Source organism: Roseomonas sp. USHLN139, assembly GCF_037145735.1.
In the GTDB taxonomy this organism is placed as follows: Bacteria; Pseudomonadota; Alphaproteobacteria; order Acetobacterales; family Acetobacteraceae; genus Pseudoroseomonas.
This window is the reverse complement of record NZ_JBBCWY010000013.1, coordinates 19,469-33,970: the sequence shown is the minus strand read 5'-3', so window position 1 is coordinate 33,970 and position 14,502 is coordinate 19,469. Positions and strand designations below refer to the sequence as shown.

Sequence of the window (14,502 nt, the reverse complement as noted above, 5' to 3'; positions counted from 1 at the left end):
GGTGAAGTGTCAACAGTTGACCAGGCGGCGCGGGAGGGGCTAGCGAGGCGCCATGCACGCCGCCGCCACTCCGCTGACCGCGACCAGCCTGGCGGGCGCCGCCCGGCTCGGGCTGATGCGGCTGATCCACCAGGGCGCGCTGCGCCCCGGCGACCGGCTGAACGAGGTGGCGCTGGCCGAGAGCTTCGGCATCAGCCGCGGGCCGCTGCGCGAGGCGGCGCGGGCGCTGGAGGGGGAGGGGGTGCTGGTCAGCCGGCCGCGCCTCGGCTTCTTCGTGGTCCGCTTCACGCCGGAGGAGATCCGCGGCATCTACGCCGCCAAGACCTGGCTGGAACGGGCGCTGATCGAGGATCTGGCGGCGCATTGCCCGGCTGACCGCCGCCGCGACTTCCTGGCGGCGCTGCGGGCGACCGCGCGCCCCGACCGCATCGGCTTCACCGAGGCGCTGCTGCGTTTCCGCCTGGAGGTCTGCGCCAGCCTGCAGAACCGCTTCCTGGCCGAGCTGATGGCGGCGCTCTACCGCAGGTTCGCGATCATCGGCGCGGTGGTGCCGGTGCCCGACAGCGGCGCGCGCCAGGCCTGGATCCTCGGCGTGCAGCAGCGCTTCTGGACGGCGATGATCGCCGGCGACACGGCGACGGCGCGCGCCGTGCTGGAGGAGGACACCGCGCATTGGCTGGCCGACCTGCCGCCGCGCTTCGCCGGGCCGGCGCCGGCCAACCAGGCCCGCCGCCGCCCGGCCCTGGCCGTGGCTCAATAGAGGTCGTGTTTCATCGCATGGTCGTAGCGCGCGTCGATCGCCGCCGCCGCCGCCGGCGGCAGGTTGTTCAGCCCGGCCGAGACCTGGCCCATGCTGGGGAGGCGCGCGCGGTCGATGATGGACTCCGGTTCCCACAGCCGGGCGCGGTTCACCGCCTTGCCACAATGGAACAGCACCTCGTCGACGGCGACCAGCGTGGCGGCCTTCGGCGCATGCCCCTCCTCCTCCAGCAGCGCCAGCAGCGCCGGCGCGGTGGAGAGCCGGCCGCGGCCGTTGATGCGCAGGAAGACCTCGAGGCCGGGAAAGAGGAAGAGCATGCCCAGCCGCGCATCCTCGGCCAGGTTGCGCGCCGATTCGATGCGGTTGTTGCCGCTCCAGTCGGCGAAGGCCAGGGTCCGGCTGTCGAGCAGGCGGACGAAGCCCGGCGGCCCGCCGCGCGGCGAGGCGTCGAGCCCGCCCTCGCGACCGGTGGCCAGCACGAAGAAGGTGGCGAGCCGCAGGTAGTCGGCGTGGAAGGGCGTCAGCGCGGGCTTGACGTTGTTCAGGATGCGGGGGTCCGGCGGCGCGTAGAGCGTCGCGAGATCGGCGGGCGCGGCCGCCCAGGCCTCCTGCGTCCAGCTGGCATCCATGGCGGCATCCCTTCCTGTGGCACCGGAAGCGACGATAGGATGACCGCGCGGGCCCGCGCTTGGCGGCTGGCGCCAGAGGATAGCCGGATGGCGCCATGCTGAGGGAAAAGCTGCGGCGCGCCATCGAGGGCGAGGCGCTGCTGGCCGCGGCCGCCGGCGGCCATGGCGCGGCGCGGGTGACGCCCATGCACCACCACGCCAAGGGGCAGCTGCTGGGCTGCGACCGCGGGCTGGTCACCATCGGCACCGCGGCGGGCAGCTGGTGCGTCCCCGCCGCCCATGCCGTCTGGCTGCCGCCGCACCTGCCGCATGCGGTGCGGTCGCATGGCGATTATCGCGGCTGGAGCCTCTATGTCGCCGAGGCCGCCTGCGCCGCCCTGCCGTCAGGCCTGCGCATCATCCGCGTCTCGCCGCTGCTGCAGGCCGCCGCGCTGCGTGCCGCCGAATGGGAGCAGGCGCCGCCCGAGGGGGCGCGGGCGCATCTGGCGGCGGTCATCCTCGACGAGATCGCCCAGGCGCCGGCCGCGCCCTTCGGCCTGCCGATGCCGCAGGATGCCCGGCTGCTGCGCATCGCCCAGGCCCTGGCCGCCGATCCGGCGGCGCGGCAGAGGATGGAGGACTGGGCGGCCTGGGCCGGCATCGCGCCGCGCAGCCTGAGCCGCCGCTTCGTGCAGGAGACCGGCTTCAGCTTCACCGAATGGGTGCAGCGGCTGCGGCTGCTGCGCGCGCTGGAGCGGCTGGCCGAGGGCGCCTCGGTGACCAGCGTGGCGCTCGATCTCGGCTACAGCAATGTCAGCTTCTTCATCACGCTGTTCCGCCGCAGCTTCGGCCGCACGCCGCATGCCTATCACGCGGCGCCGCCGGAGGCGGAGGCAGCGGGCGATGAGCCGGACGGCGGCATGTGCACCGCCAGCCAGAGCGTCTCCCGGTCGGGATCGGTCCAGGCGACGCGGTGACGGCAGCCGGCGGGCAGGATGGCGTAGTCGCCGGCCGCCAGCTTTTTCTCGGTGCCGTCGGGAAAGCCGAGTGTGGCCGCGCCGGCGACCACGAAAACGAATTCGTCCCAGTCCTGCGCGTACCAGAAGCCCGGCGGGCTGGCCGCGCCGCGCGACAGGATCCGCTCCACGCGCGCGCCGCCCGGACCGGCCAGCAGGTCGAGGAAGGCCTCGGCCCCGGGCGCCGGGCGGGCGCCGCCCTCGCCGAGACGCCCGAAGCGGGGCGCCGGGTCGGTCACGCCCGCAGCAGGCCGCGCAGCTTGCGCACGGCGCTGTCCGGCGTGGTCAGCACCGGCCTGCCGGTGGCCTCGGCCACCAGTGGGGCGGCGGAGGCCAGGCTGAACTGCGCCAGGGCGATGGCATCGCAGCCGGCCAGCGCCCGCGCCGCCTCCGCCGCCAGCCGGTCATGCCCGGCGCCGTCGCCGCGGTTCAGCGCCTCCAGCGCGCCCTCGGCGACGCGGGTCTCCAGCGTGATGCCGCCAGGAAATTCCGGCGGCATCGACTGCAGCGTCGGCGCGAAGCTGGCCAGCAGGCCGATGCGCGTGCCGGCGGCCGCCGCCTCCTCGATCATCGCCTCGTTCGGCTTGAGCACGGGGATGTCGGCAAACTCGCGCTGCACCGCCTCGATGCAGGGGCCGAAGGCCGAGCAGGTGAACAGGATGCCCTGCACCCCGGTGCCCACCGCATAGCGCGCCAGCGCCAGGAAGCGCTCGGTCATCACCGGGGTCAGCGCGCCGTCGCGCGCCAGGTCGGCCGAGAGGCTGTCATCCAGCAGGTTCATCAGCCGTGCCTCCGGCCAGAGCCGGGCGAAGGCGGCCTCGATGGGCGGCGGCGAATGGCGCAGCGCGTGGATCAGGGCAATCCGCATTCTCGGGCCTCCTGGCGACGTCGGTGCAACAGCTGTTGCATGGCTGGGCGAATCCTGCAACGTTCGTTCCATGCCGCGCCCCCCTGACGCCGAGACGCCGATCGAGGCCCTGCGCCGCGCCCTGCCCGGGCTGCCGCCGCGGCTGCAGGCGGCCGGGCGCTTCCTGGCCCGGCATGATTTCGACGCCGTCACCCGCTCGATGCGCGACCTGGCGGCGGCGGCGGGCACGCATCCGGCGACCTTCACGCGGCTGGCCCAGGCGCTGGGCTATGCCGGCTGGGAGGCGCTGCGCGACGCGCTGATCGAGCTGCGCCGCGATGGCGGCGGGACGCCCTTCTCCGGCCGGGTCGGCGCCCGCCCGGCACCGCGCGGCCTGGCGGCCGAGATGCTGGCCGCCGATGCCGCCGGGCTGGCGCAGGCGGCGCCGCAGGCCATCGCCGCCGCCGCAGCCGCCCTGCACGCGGCGCCGCGCATCTGGGTCGCCGGCTTCCGCTCCTGCCGCGGTGTGGCGCAGCTGCTGCACTACCAGCTGCGGCTGTTCCGCCCGGATGGCGTGCGGCTGGTCGGCGGCGCGGTGCCGGAGGATCTCGACATCGGCGCGCTGCGGCCGGGCGATGCCGTGGTGCTGGTCAGCTTCGCGCCGTATTCGCGCTCGGTCGTGCTGACCGCGCGCATGGCCCAGGCCAGCGGCTGCACGATGATCGCCATCGCCGATTCCCCGCAGGCGCCGATCGCCGAGGGGGCGGCGCATCTGCTGCGCTTCGACGCCGCCGCCGGCCCCGGCTTCTTCCCCAGCCTGACCGGCGCCCTGGCGATCGCCCAGGCGCTGGCGGCCGAGACCTTCGCCCTGGGCGGCGAGGCCGCGCTGGTCCGCCTGCGCGAGACCGAGGCGCGGCTGGCCGCCCTGGCCGAATACCTTCCCGACAAGGACTTCCCCGCATGAGTGCCGTGGCCAACCGCAGCCGCCTGCTGCATCGTTCCTCGCGCGTGACGCCGCCGCTGGCGGTGGGCGGGCATGGCGTCTGGCTGATCGAGCAGGGCGGGCGCGCGGTGCTCGACGCCTCGGGCGGCGCCGCCGTCTCCTGCCTGGGCCACCAGCATCCGCGCATCGTCGAGGCGATCAAGCGCCAGGCCGACCGGCTGTGCTACGCGCATACCGGCTTCTTCTCCAATGCGCCGGCCGAGGCGCTGGCGGAGGAGCTGGTCGGCCAGGAGCCCGGCGGGCTGGCGCTGGCCTATTTCGTCTCCGGCGGCTCGGAGGCGGTCGAGGCCTCGCTGAAGCTCGCCCGCCAGTACTTCCTCGAAATCGGCCAGCCGAACCGGACACGATTCATCGCGCGGCGGCAGAGCTACCACGGCAACACGCTGGGCGCGCTGGCGGCCGGCGGCAATGCGGCGCGGCGCGCGCCCTATGCGCCGCTGCTGACCGAGGCCTTCAGCCATGTTTCTCCCGCTTTTGCCTATCGCGAGCAGCGCGCCGACGAGGACGAGGCGGGCTTCACCGCGCGCCTCGCCGCCGAGCTGGAAGAAGAGTTCCAGCGGCTCGGTCCCGACACCGTCGCGGCCTTCGTGGCGGAAACACTGGTCGGCGCCACCGCCGGCTGCGTGCCGGCGCCCGCCGGCTATTTCCGCGCGGTGCGCGAGGTCTGCGACCGGCATGGCGCGCTGCTGATCCTCGACGAGGTGATGTCCGGCATGGGCCGCAGCGGCACCCGCCATGCCTGGGAGCAGGAGGGCGTCGCACCCGATCTGCAGGCGATCGCCAAGGGCCTCGGCGGCGGCTACCAGGCGATCGGCGCGGTGCTGGTCGCCGGCCGCGTCGCCGATGCGGTGGAGCAGGGCTCGGGCGCCTTCCAGCACGGCCATACCTATCTGGCGCATCCGATCGCCGCCGCCGCCGCGCTGGCGGTGCAGCACGTCATCCGCGAGGAGGCGCTGCTCGACAATGTCAAGGCGATGGGCGCGCTGCTGCAGCAGCGGCTGGAGGAACGCTTCGGCGACCATCCCCATGTCGGCGACATCCGCGGCCGCGGCCTGTTCCGCGCCATCGAGCTGGTCGCCGACCGGGACAGCCGCGCGCCCTTCGACCCGGCGCGCGGCCTGCACCAGCGCATCAAGAAGGAAAGCTTCGCCCGCGGCCTGGCCTGCTATCCGGGCGGCGGCACCGCCGATGGCCGGGCCGGCGACCATGTGCTGCTGGCGCCGCCCTACATTGTCAGTGCCGCCGAGATCGGCTTGATCGTCGAGCGGCTGGGCGATGCCGTCGACGCCGCGCTGGCCTGAATGCCTTCGACACCTACCGGGACGCCTGTCATGAAAAAAATCCTCCTCGCCGCCGGGCTGCTGCTCGCCGGCGCCACGGCCGCCTCGGCCGCCACCCTCGACACGGTGAAGCAGCGCGGCCAGCTGGTCTGCGGCGTCAGCACCGGCTTCTCCGGCTTCTCGCTGCCGGACAGCCAGGGCCAGTATCGCGGCATCGATGCCGATTACTGCCGCGCCATCGCCGCCGCCGTGCTGGGCGACCCGACCAAGCTGCGCTTCGTCGGTCTGACCGCGCAGAACCGCTTCACCGCGCTGCAGTCGGGCGAGGTGGACGTGCTGATGCGCAATTCCACCCAGACCTTCCTGCGCGCCACCAGCATCGGCCTGCGCATGGGGCCGGTGAACTTCTATGACGGCCAGGGCTTCGCGGTGAAGCGCGACGCCGGCGTCACCAAGGTCACCGACCTCAATGGCGCCTCGGTCTGCGTGGCGCAGGGCACGACGCATGAGGTGACGCTCGGCGACTTCGCGCGCGCCAACAAGATCACCCTGCAGCCGGTGGTCTTCGAGCGGCCGGACACCATGTACCAGGCCTTCTTCGCCGGCCGCTGCGACGCCATGACGCAGGACGCCTCGGCGCTGGCCGGCGCCATCTCGGTCGCGCCGAACCCGGCCGCCTACATGGTGCTGGCCGAGACCATCTCGAAGGAGCCGCTCGGCCCCTTCACCCGCAATGGTGACGACCAGTGGTCGAACATCGTCGCCTGGCTGCATTACGGCCTGGTCGAGGCCGAGGAGGCCGGCGTGACGGCGGCCAATGCCGAGGCCGAGGCGAAGGGCGCCAACCCGGTGGCGCAGCGCCTGCTGGGCAGCTCGGGCGAGTTCGGCAGCCGGCTCGGCCTGTCGAATGACTGGATGCTGCAGGCGGTGAAGGCGGTCGGCAATTACGGCGAGATCTTCGAGCGCAATGTCGGCGCCAACAGCCCGCTGAAGCTGCAGCGCGGGCTGAACGGGCTGTGGAACCGCGGCGGGCTGATGTACGCCGTTCCCTTCCGCTAAGCCTCCGACCCGTCGCCGGCAGCCCCGCGCTGCCGGCGACACCGAGCGTGCCCGCCATCCCGCCCAGGAGCGCCTCCGATGCAGCGTCGCCCGCTTCTCCACGCCGCCGCCCTGCTGCCGCTGGCACCGCTCGCCCGGCCGGCGCTGGCCCAGGACCGCCGCGGCAGCACGCTGCGCTTCGTGCCGCAGGCCAGCCTGGCGGTGCTCGATCCGGTGCTGACCACGGCGGGGGTGACGCTGAACCATGGCTATGCCGTCTTCGACACGCTCTATGGCGTCGATGCGCGGTTCCAGCCGACGCCGCAGATGGCCGAGGGCCACACGGTCTCGGAGGACGGGCTGCGCTGGACCATCCGCCTGCGCGAGGGGCTGCTGTTCCATGACGGCACGCCGGTGCGCGCGGTGGATGCCGCGGCCAGCCTGGCGCGCTGGGCGAGGCGCGACACCTTCGGCCAGACGCTGGGCGCCGCCGTCGCCGCCTGGGAAGCGCCGAATGACCGCGACATCGTCATCCGCCTGACCCGGAAATTCCCGCGGCTGCTGGCGGCGCTCGCCTTCGTCGGGCCGATCCCGGCCTTCATCATGCCCGAGCGGCTGGCGCGCACCGATCCCTACAAGCCGGTGCCCGAGATGGTGGGCTCCGGCCCCTATCGCTTCCTGGCCGATGAATTCGTCTCCGGCGCCCGCGTCGCCTATGCGCGCTTCGACGGCTACCGCCCGCGCGCCGAGCCGGCGGTGCTGAATGGCGGCGGCAAGCGGGCGCATTTCGAGCGGCTGGAATGGACCATCCTGCCGGATGCCGCGACCGCCGCCGGCGCGCTGCAGGCGGGCGAGGTCGACTGGTGGGAATTCGCCGATGCCGACCTGGTGCCGCTGCTGGAGCGCGACCGCCGGATCCGCGTGCAGTCCTACGACCCGCTCGGCTTCATGGGCTTCCTGCGCTTCAACACGCTGGTGCCGCCCTTCGACAAGGCGGCGCTGCGGCGCGTCGTGCTGCAGGCGGTGATCCAGGGCGACTACATGGCGCTGATCACCGGCAATGACGCGCGCGCCTGGAACAACGCCTATTCGATGTTCCCGCCCGGCCTGCCCTTCGTGCGCGACATCGGCAGCGGCGCGATGAGCGGCGTCAAGGACATGGCGCGGCTCCGCCAGGCGGTGCAGGAGGCCGGCTACCAGGGCGAGACCGTGGTGATCCTGAGCCCGAGCGACCTGGCCTCGGTCGCGCCCTTCGGCGAGGTGACGGCGGAGCTGCTGCGCCGGCTCGGCATGAAGGTCGATCTGCAGGTGATGGACTGGGGCTCGGTCGTGCAGCGCCGCAGCTCGCGCGAGCCGGCGGGGAAGGGCGGCTGGAACATCTTCCACACCACCTGGAAGAGCAGCTCGATCGCCAATCCGGCGCTGAACACCAATATCCGCGGCCAGGGTGCCGCCGGCTGGTTCGGCTGGTTCGACAGCCCGGCGATCGAGACGCTGACCCGTGACTGGCTGGAGGCCGCCAGCGACGAGGAACAGCAGCGCCTGTTCGACGCCATCCAGCGCGAGGCCTTCGAGCAGGCGCCGGTGGTGCCGCTCGGCCAGTTCCAGCAGAAGACCGCCCTGCGCGCCGATCTCGCCGGCCTGCTGCCGGGCCCGGCCGCCTTTCCCTGGAACATCCGCCGCGGCTGAAAGGGTCTGCCCGTCATGCGCATCGCCATCGGCGGCCTCATGCAGGAATCGGTCAGTTTTCTTTCCGTGCTGACCACGCTGGAGGAATTCCGCGCCATCGAGGCCGCCGGGTCAGAGCTGCTCGCCCGCTTCCGCGGCACCAACACGCTCTGCGGCGGCTTCATCGCGGTGCTGGAGGAGGCAGGCGCCGAGATCCTGCCGATGGTCTTCGCCGATGGCGGCGCCGCCGGCCCGGCCTCCGACGAGGCTTTTCTCCATTATGCCGACCGCATCGTCGCGGAACTGCAGCAGGCCGGGCCGGTGGATGGCGTGCTGCTGGCGCTGCATGGCGCGATGACCACGCCGACCCGCCTCGATCCCGACCGCGAGATCGTCGAGCGGGTGCGCGCCGTGGTCGGCCGCGACATCCCCGTCGTCGTCGCCCTCGACTATCACGCCAATCTCGACCGCCACATCGTCGAACTGGCCGACGCCCTCTTCGGCTACCATTATTCGCCGCACACCGACACCGGCGCGACCGGGGCGCGGGCGGCGCGCTGCCTGCTGCGCATGCTGCGGGACGGGCTGCGCCCGGCGATGGCCTTCGACAAGCCGGGCGTCATGGTGCCCAGCATCTTCAGCGCCACCGGCCTCGCCCCGCTCGCCGGGATCGTTTCGGAGTCCGTCGCCATGGCGGAAGACGCGCCGGGCTATCTCGACGTCTCCGTCTTCGCCGGCTTCTCCTATGCCGACGTGCCGAATGGCGGGTTTTCCGTCCTCGCCGTCTCGGACGATGCCGGACGGGCGGAACGCGCCGTCGCCGCCCTGACGCGACGCATCCACGACACGCGCCACGAGCTTCTGCATGACGGGCTGGTGCTCGGCCTGGAGGAGGGCGTCGACCGCGCCATCGCCCTGGCCAGCACCGCCACCCGCCCGGTCGTCCTGCTGGAGCATGCCGACCGTTGCAACGACAGCACCTATCTGCTGCGCGCCCTGCTGGAACGCGGCGTCACCGGCGCCGCCGTTCCCTATCTCTGGGATCCGCGCGCCGCCGCCGAGGCCGCCGCGGCCGGGCAGGGCGCCACCGTCACCCTCGAGGTCGGCGGCCATTCCTCGCCGCGCGCCGGCGGCCCGGTGCGCATCACCGGCCGCGTGCTCTTCGCGGGGGAAAAAGAGTACCACACCACCGGCCCTTATATGCAGGGCCGGCTGGTGAAGCTCGGCCTGGCCGCCGTGCTCGATGTCGGCGGGCTGATGGTCAGCCTGGTCAGCCGGCCGACGCTGACGGTGGACGAGGACCTGTTCATCCAGTTCGGCCTGCGCACCCTCGACTACCGCATCATCGTGCTGCGCTCGAAGACGCATTTCCGTGCCGTCTACGAGCCGCTGGCCGAGGCCATCCTGATCGTCGACACCCCCGACTGGGGGCCGGCCGACCTGACCACGCTGCCCTATCGCCAGCTCGACCGCGCCCGGATCTTCCCGTTCAGCGAGGCGGCGCGCCGCGGCGGGGGCCTGCCGCCCGTCTAGCCGCCGCGCCACATCCGCCGCAGGGTCGGCCGGCCCTGGAGGTGGTGGCGGATCGCCATCCCGGCATGGCCGGCGACCAGCAGCGCCAGCGACCAGCCGGCCCATTCATGCAGCCCGCCCAGCCAGGCGAAGCGCGCCGCATCGGGCGCCAGCAGGTGCGGCACCGGGATCAGGCCGAGGAAGAAGGTCGGGATAGCGATCGGCGCCGAGGCCGCGGTCAGGTAGCCCAGCACCGGCATCGCCAGCAGCAGCGCGAACAGCGCCGCATGCATCGCGGTCGAGGCATGGCGCTGCCAGGCGGGCAGCCCGGCCTCGGGCGCCGGCCGGCCGCGCGCCGCATGCAGCAGCAGCAGCGCCGCCGCCAGCAGAAGCACCAGCAGCCCGACCGATTTATGCGCCTGGTAGAGCAGGAATTTCAGCAGCAGCCGGTCATAGCCGAGCCCGACCATCACCGGCGCCATGGCCAGCGCCGCCAGCACCAGCAGGGCGATGGCGGCGTGCAGCCGGCGCTGCGCGCGGCTCCAGCCGTCAGGGAGCGGGTGGCGGGGCATGCGGCACTTCCAGATGCATCAGGATCGACAGCTGCACGGTGTCCGACAGCAGCGGCCGGTCCGCCACCATGCCGAAGGCCGAGCGCAGCACGGCGCCGCTCAGCACCAGGTCGGCCACCTCGATGCCGCGCGCCGTGTCGACATGGCGGTCGCGCAGCTCGGCCTCGAAGCGCAGCGGCTGGCGCACCCCGCGCAGCTCGACCTCGCCCTCCAGCCGGTAGCGCGTCGGCGACAGCGCGGTGATCGCCGTGCTGGTGAAGCGGCCGAGCGGGTGGCGCGCCGCGTCCAGGTAGTCGGCCGAGCGCAGCAGCGCCGCCTGGTCCGGCGCCGGCAGGCTGACCGAATCGGTGCGGAACTCGACGCTGACGCTGCTGCGCTCGGGCTGCGCCAGGTCGAGGTCGAGCCGCCCGGTGAAGCGGTCGAAGCTGCCCTTCACGTCGAACATGCCGAGCACGCCGACGGCGAAATTCACCCGCCCGTGCCGCTGGTCAAAGTCATAGACCGTGCCCGCCCGTGCCGTCCCCGCCAGCAGCGGCAGCAGGACCGCGAGCCATGCCACTGCCTTCCTGAATCTCGCCATGCGCATCGCCCTCGCTCCAGCCGGCGCGGCAAGCGGCGGCTCCGCTGTTAGCTGGGCGGCGGCCAGGGCCAGGGAAGACCGCCGCCACCGCATGGCGGCGATTTCACCCGGCCGGCGCCGCCCGCCGGGCGGGCCTTTCCTTTCCGCCGCCGCTGACGCAGGTTGCCGGCGGCAAGGGGCGCAGGAGGACCGGCGTGATGCATGGCGAGTACAAGGTGCCGGGCGGCAAGCTGGTGGTGGTCGACCTCGAGGAGCGCGACGGCCGGCTGGCCGATGTGCAGGTCGCCGGCGACTTCTTCCTGGAGCCGGAGGAGGCGCTGGCCGATATCCGCGCTGCTCTGGAGGGGCTGCCCGCCGAGGCCGATGCCGCCGCCATCGCCGCCGCCGTGCGCGGCGGGCTGCGTCCGGAGGCGGCGATGATCGGCTTCAGCCCGGAGGCGGTCGCCATCGCCGTGCGCCGGGCGCTCGGCCGCAGCATGACCTGGCGCGACTTCGAATGGCAGATCATCGAGGCGCCGCCGCAGACGCCGGCGATGCACCTGGCGCTCGACGAGGTGCTGGCGCGCGAGGTCGCCGCCGGCCGCCGCGCGCCGACGCTGCGCTTCTGGGAGTGGGAGCGGCCGGCCATCATCATCGGCAACTTCCAGTCGCTGCGCAACGAGGTGGACCTGGAGGCGGCCGCCGCGATGGGCGTCGAGACGGTGCGCCGCGTCACCGGCGGCGGCGCCATGCTGGTCGAGCCCGGCAGCGCGGTGACCTATTCGCTCTATGCCCCCGGCGAGCTGGTGCGCGACATGAACTTCGCCGACAGCTATGCCTTCCTCGACGACTGGGTGCTGAAGGCGCTGATCTCGCTCGGCATCGATGCCTTCTACAAGCCGCTGAACGACATCAGCAGCAGCAAGGGCAAGATCGGCGGCGCGGCGCAGAAGCGTTTCTCGCGCGGCACCGTGCTGCATCATGTGACCATGGCCTATGACATGGACGCCGAGAAGATGGTCAAGGTGCTGCGCATCGGCCGCGAGAAGCTGAGCGACAAGGGCACCACCAGCGCCCAGAAGCGGGTCGATCCGCTGAAGAGCCAGACCGGCCTGCCGCGGGCCGAGATCATCCGCCGCATGCGCGAGACCTTCGTGCAGATGCATGGCGGCGTCGCCGGCGCCATCACGCCCGAGGAATACGCCGCCGCCGAGGAACTGGCCGCCAGCAAGTTCGCGACCGAGGCCTGGCTGCGCCACATCCCCTGAGCCGCCGCGCCACCGAAATTGTGCCGGAGCAGGCCGGCACGACCGCCGGTTGTGCGGCCGGCGCCGGGTGCCAGCGCCACGCTGCGGCGCAGCATCACGATCTCGCGTGCGGCGGTGCGCGGCCTTTCTCAAGCCTCCGCTTGCGTTGCGCGAAAGTAAAAAGACCGCCAATAGCAGCGCCATGCCGCGCCCGACCGAGACGCCGTCTGAGCTTGCCGACCCGGCCGCACCGCCGCGGCAGGCGCGCCGTCGCCGGCTGCTGGCGACCCTGGCCGCCGCCGCCGCGCCGGGCGCCGTCGCCGGCTTCCTGCTCGGGCTGCAGGCGCGCGGCGTGGCCACCGCCCCGGCGCTGGCCGGCGCCGCTGGGCCCTTCCTCTATGCCGGCTTCACCGGGCTGATGACCCTGGCGGCCGGCGGGCTGGCCGCCGTGCTGCTCGATGTCCGCGCGGCGCCGCGCGGGCCCGCGCCCGCCGCGGCAGCGCCGCCCGAGGGCGCGGCCGCGCCGCCGCCGCCGCCGGCACCCGCCATCCGGGTCGAGGCGGCGCGCGGCATGATCGATGCCGTCACCGCCGCCCAGGCTCTGGTCGACCAGCTGCGCCGCGAGGCCGCGCTGCTGGAGGGGCTGGATGACGGCGTCTTCGCGCTCGATGCCGGGGGCGTGCTGCGCTTCGCCAATCCGGCGGCCCTGGCGGCCTGGCGCCGCCCGGCCGAGGCGGTGTCGGGCCAGCCCTTCCTCGCCCTGTTCCCCTCGCTGGCGGATTCCGCGCTGTCGGCGGCGCTGGCGGAAGTCCTGGCGCAGCAGCAGCCGCGGCGGCTGGAGGCGGTGCTGCCGCCCTTCGGCGGCGACGTGCTGCTGGGCCTGGCGCCGACCGCCGGCGGCGCCACGGTGCGCTTCCGCGACCTGACCCGGCTGCGCGCCGCCGAGGCCGCGCTGAAGGCGGCCGAGGCCAAGCTGCAGCTGGCGCTCGAGGGCGCCGGCATGGCCAGCTGGGACCTCGACATCGGCAGTGGCGAGATGCGCTGGACGCCGCGGCTCTTCGACCTGCTCGGCCTGCCGCCGACCCCGGGGCTGCTCGGCCATGTCGAGGACTGGCTGGCCCTGGTGCATCCCAAGGACCTGGCGGCGGTGAAGGAGGGCTGGTTCGGCGCGCATCGCAACGGCGCCCGCTTCCGCAGCCTGCACCGCATCCTGCGCCGCGACGGCGAGCCGCGCTGGCTCGAGGCCTATGGCTCGCTGACCGGCGACGGCGCGCAGGGCCGCTTCATGGGCGTGGTGCACGACGTCACCGCCCGGCAGCAGGCGGAGGAGCGGCTGCACCAGCTGTCGCGCGAGATCGACCACCGCGCCAAGAACGTGCTGTTCACCATCCAGGCGATCATCCGGCTGACGCCGAAGCAGGACCCGGAGCGCTTCGCCGCCGCCGTCGATGGCCGCATCGCCGCCCTGGCCCGCGCCCACCAGCTGCTGGCGCGGGAGGGCTGGGGCCTGGTCTCGCTGCGCGACCTGGCGCTCGGCGAGTTGGCGGTCTGCGGCCCCGAGGCGGCCATCGACCTGGCCGGCCCCTCGGTGCTGCTGGCGCCGACCGCCGTCCAGCCGCTGGCCGTCGCGCTGCACGAGCTGGCGGTCAATGCGGTCGCGCATGGCGCGCTGTCGCGGCCGGGCGGCGCCGTCACCCTGCGCTGGGCGCCGCGGCCGGAGGGCGGGCTGCTGCTGACCTGGCAGGAGCGCGGCGGCCCGGCGCTGGCCGGCGCGCCGGCGCGGAAGGGCCTCGGCCGGCGGGTGATCGATTCCGCCGTGACCGACCAGCTGGAAGGCCAGATCGGCCATGCCTGGGAGCCGGCCGGCCTGACCACCCGCCTGACCCTGCCGGCCAGCCGCTTCGAGCTGCCCTGGCAATCCGCCGAGCCCGGCGCCGCGCCGCGCCCGGCGCCGCCGCCGGCCAGCGGCCGCGGCGCCCTGCTGCAGGGCGCGCGCATCCTGGTGGTGGAGGACGAGCCGATGATCGGCGCCGCGCTGACCGCCATGCTGGTGCAGTTCGGCTGCCGCGTGGTCGGCCCGGCGACCGGGCTGGATGCCGCGCTGAAGCGCGTGCTGGAGGCGACCGAGCCCTTCGATCTGGCGCTGGTCGACGTCAACCTGAACGGCCGCGACAGCTTCCCCGTGGCCGAGCTGCTGGCCGGGCGCGGCGTGCCGGTGATCTACCTGACCGGCTATGCCGAGCTGCCGGAGGAACGGCTGGCGCTGGCCGCCGGCATGCTGCGCAAGCCGGTCGACCCGCGCGAGCTGCAGACCGCGCTGGGCCGCGTCCTGGCCTTGCACGGCCGCCCCCGCGCCTGACACTCTGGTTCCGTTCGGGGAAGGAACGGAATG

At 73.6% G+C, this 14,502-nt stretch carries 14 protein-coding genes; 9 read left to right on the top strand and 5 right to left on the bottom strand.

Going from position 1 to position 14,502, the window contains the following annotated elements; all coding sequences use genetic code 11:
* Nucleotides 1-52 precede the first annotated feature (52 nt).
* Nucleotides 53-760: a GntR family transcriptional regulator gene (locus WFI16_RS23840; RefSeq protein ID WP_419900355.1), complete on the top strand. Its 708-nt coding sequence runs from the start codon at nt 53-55 to the stop codon at nt 758-760.
* On the opposite strand, the gene WFI16_RS23835 is transcribed toward WFI16_RS23840, so the two are convergent.
* A complete protein-coding gene (locus tag WFI16_RS23835; protein ID WP_419900354.1) occupies nt 754-1,389 on the bottom strand; it encodes an MSMEG_1061 family FMN-dependent PPOX-type flavoprotein in 636 nt (211 codons plus the stop codon). The genes WFI16_RS23840 and WFI16_RS23835 overlap by 7 nt on opposite strands.
* A 95-nt stretch (nt 1,390-1,484) precedes the next feature.
* On the opposite strand from WFI16_RS23835, the gene WFI16_RS23830 reads away from it, so the two are divergent.
* Nucleotides 1,485-2,345 carry an AraC family transcriptional regulator gene (locus tag WFI16_RS23830; RefSeq protein ID WP_419900353.1) on the top strand — a complete coding sequence of 287 codons (861 nt, stop codon included), beginning with the start codon at nt 1,485-1,487 and terminating at the stop codon, nt 2,343-2,345.
* Here WFI16_RS23830 and WFI16_RS23825 read toward each other — a convergent pair.
* Nucleotides 2,237-2,623, bottom strand: a complete 387-nt coding sequence (locus WFI16_RS23825; protein WP_419900352.1) for a cupin domain-containing protein — start codon at nt 2,621-2,623, stop codon at nt 2,237-2,239. The genes WFI16_RS23830 and WFI16_RS23825 overlap by 109 nt on opposite strands.
* Entirely contained in the window at nt 2,620-3,252 is a 633-nt protein-coding gene (locus WFI16_RS23820) for an aspartate/glutamate racemase family protein (RefSeq protein WP_419900351.1), read from the bottom strand. Before WFI16_RS23820 ends, WFI16_RS23825 begins: the two co-directional genes overlap by 4 nt.
* 70 nt (nt 3,253-3,322) lie before the next feature.
* Here WFI16_RS23820 and WFI16_RS23815 point away from each other — a divergent pair, with 70 nt between their 5' ends.
* From WFI16_RS23815 to WFI16_RS23795, 5 genes are all read left to right on the top strand, one after another.
* Complete coding sequence (locus WFI16_RS23815; protein ID WP_419900350.1) at nt 3,323-4,195, top strand: MurR/RpiR family transcriptional regulator; 873 nt, start codon at nt 3,323-3,325, stop codon at nt 4,193-4,195.
* Entirely contained in the window at nt 4,192-5,535 is a 1,344-nt protein-coding gene (locus tag WFI16_RS23810) for an aspartate aminotransferase family protein (protein ID WP_419900349.1), read from the top strand. Before WFI16_RS23815 ends, WFI16_RS23810 begins: the two co-directional genes overlap by 4 nt.
* Before the next feature lie 30 nt (nt 5,536-5,565).
* Nucleotides 5,566-6,573, top strand: a complete 1,008-nt coding sequence (locus WFI16_RS23805) for an amino acid ABC transporter substrate-binding protein (protein ID WP_419900348.1) — start codon at nt 5,566-5,568, stop codon at nt 6,571-6,573.
* A gap of 78 nt (nt 6,574-6,651) precedes the next feature.
* Entirely contained in the window at nt 6,652-8,241 is a 1,590-nt protein-coding gene (locus WFI16_RS23800; protein WP_419900347.1) for an ABC transporter substrate-binding protein, read from the top strand.
* Between the two features lie 15 nt (nt 8,242-8,256).
* Nucleotides 8,257-9,753, top strand: a complete 1,497-nt coding sequence (locus WFI16_RS23795; RefSeq protein ID WP_419900346.1) for a M81 family metallopeptidase — start codon at nt 8,257-8,259, stop codon at nt 9,751-9,753.
* Here the strand turns inward: WFI16_RS23795 and WFI16_RS23790 are convergent.
* Entirely contained in the window at nt 9,750-10,304 is a 555-nt protein-coding gene (locus WFI16_RS23790; RefSeq protein WP_419900345.1) for a cytochrome b, read from the bottom strand. The two genes, WFI16_RS23795 and WFI16_RS23790, sit on opposite strands and share 4 nt — an antisense overlap.
* Nucleotides 10,282-10,863, bottom strand: coding sequence for a YceI family protein (locus tag WFI16_RS23785; protein ID WP_419900344.1), 582 nt, complete (start codon nt 10,861-10,863; stop codon nt 10,282-10,284). Before WFI16_RS23785 ends, WFI16_RS23790 begins: the two co-directional genes overlap by 23 nt.
* 218 nt (nt 10,864-11,081) lie before the next feature.
* Between WFI16_RS23785 and WFI16_RS23780 the strand changes: the two genes are divergently transcribed.
* Nucleotides 11,082-12,131 (top strand): lipoate--protein ligase family protein, encoded by a 1,050-nt coding sequence (locus WFI16_RS23780; RefSeq protein ID WP_419900416.1) that lies wholly within the window; start codon nt 11,082-11,084, stop codon nt 12,129-12,131.
* 181 nt (nt 12,132-12,312) lie between these two features.
* Entirely contained in the window at nt 12,313-14,469 is a 2,157-nt protein-coding gene (locus WFI16_RS23775; protein ID WP_419900343.1) for an HWE histidine kinase domain-containing protein, read from the top strand.
* The last annotated feature ends 33 nt before the right edge of the window (nt 14,470-14,502 follow it).

Coding starts and splice junctions, on each gene's coding strand:
- WFI16_RS23780 (WP_419900416.1), top strand. CDS start 11,082: ATGCATGGCGAGTACAAGGTGCCGGGCGGCAAGCTGGTGGTGGTCGAC.
- WFI16_RS23840 (WP_419900355.1), top strand. CDS start 53: ATGCACGCCGCCGCCACTCCGCTGACCGCGACCAGCCTGGCGGGCGCC.
- WFI16_RS23810 (WP_419900349.1), top strand. CDS start 4,192: ATGAGTGCCGTGGCCAACCGCAGCCGCCTGCTGCATCGTTCCTCGCGC.
- WFI16_RS23820 (WP_419900351.1), bottom strand. CDS start 3,252: ATGCGGATTGCCCTGATCCACGCGCTGCGCCATTCGCCGCCGCCCATC.
- WFI16_RS23835 (WP_419900354.1), bottom strand. CDS start 1,389: ATGGATGCCAGCTGGACGCAGGAGGCCTGGGCGGCCGCGCCCGCCGAT.
- WFI16_RS23815 (WP_419900350.1), top strand. CDS start 3,323: ATGCCGCGCCCCCCTGACGCCGAGACGCCGATCGAGGCCCTGCGCCGC.
- WFI16_RS23805 (WP_419900348.1), top strand. CDS start 5,566: ATGAAAAAAATCCTCCTCGCCGCCGGGCTGCTGCTCGCCGGCGCCACG.
- WFI16_RS23830 (WP_419900353.1), top strand. CDS start 1,485: ATGCTGAGGGAAAAGCTGCGGCGCGCCATCGAGGGCGAGGCGCTGCTG.
- WFI16_RS23800 (WP_419900347.1), top strand. CDS start 6,652: ATGCAGCGTCGCCCGCTTCTCCACGCCGCCGCCCTGCTGCCGCTGGCA.
- WFI16_RS23795 (WP_419900346.1), top strand. CDS start 8,257: ATGCGCATCGCCATCGGCGGCCTCATGCAGGAATCGGTCAGTTTTCTT.
- WFI16_RS23775 (WP_419900343.1), top strand. CDS start 12,313: ATGCCGCGCCCGACCGAGACGCCGTCTGAGCTTGCCGACCCGGCCGCA.
- WFI16_RS23790 (WP_419900345.1), bottom strand. CDS start 10,304: ATGCCCCGCCACCCGCTCCCTGACGGCTGGAGCCGCGCGCAGCGCCGG.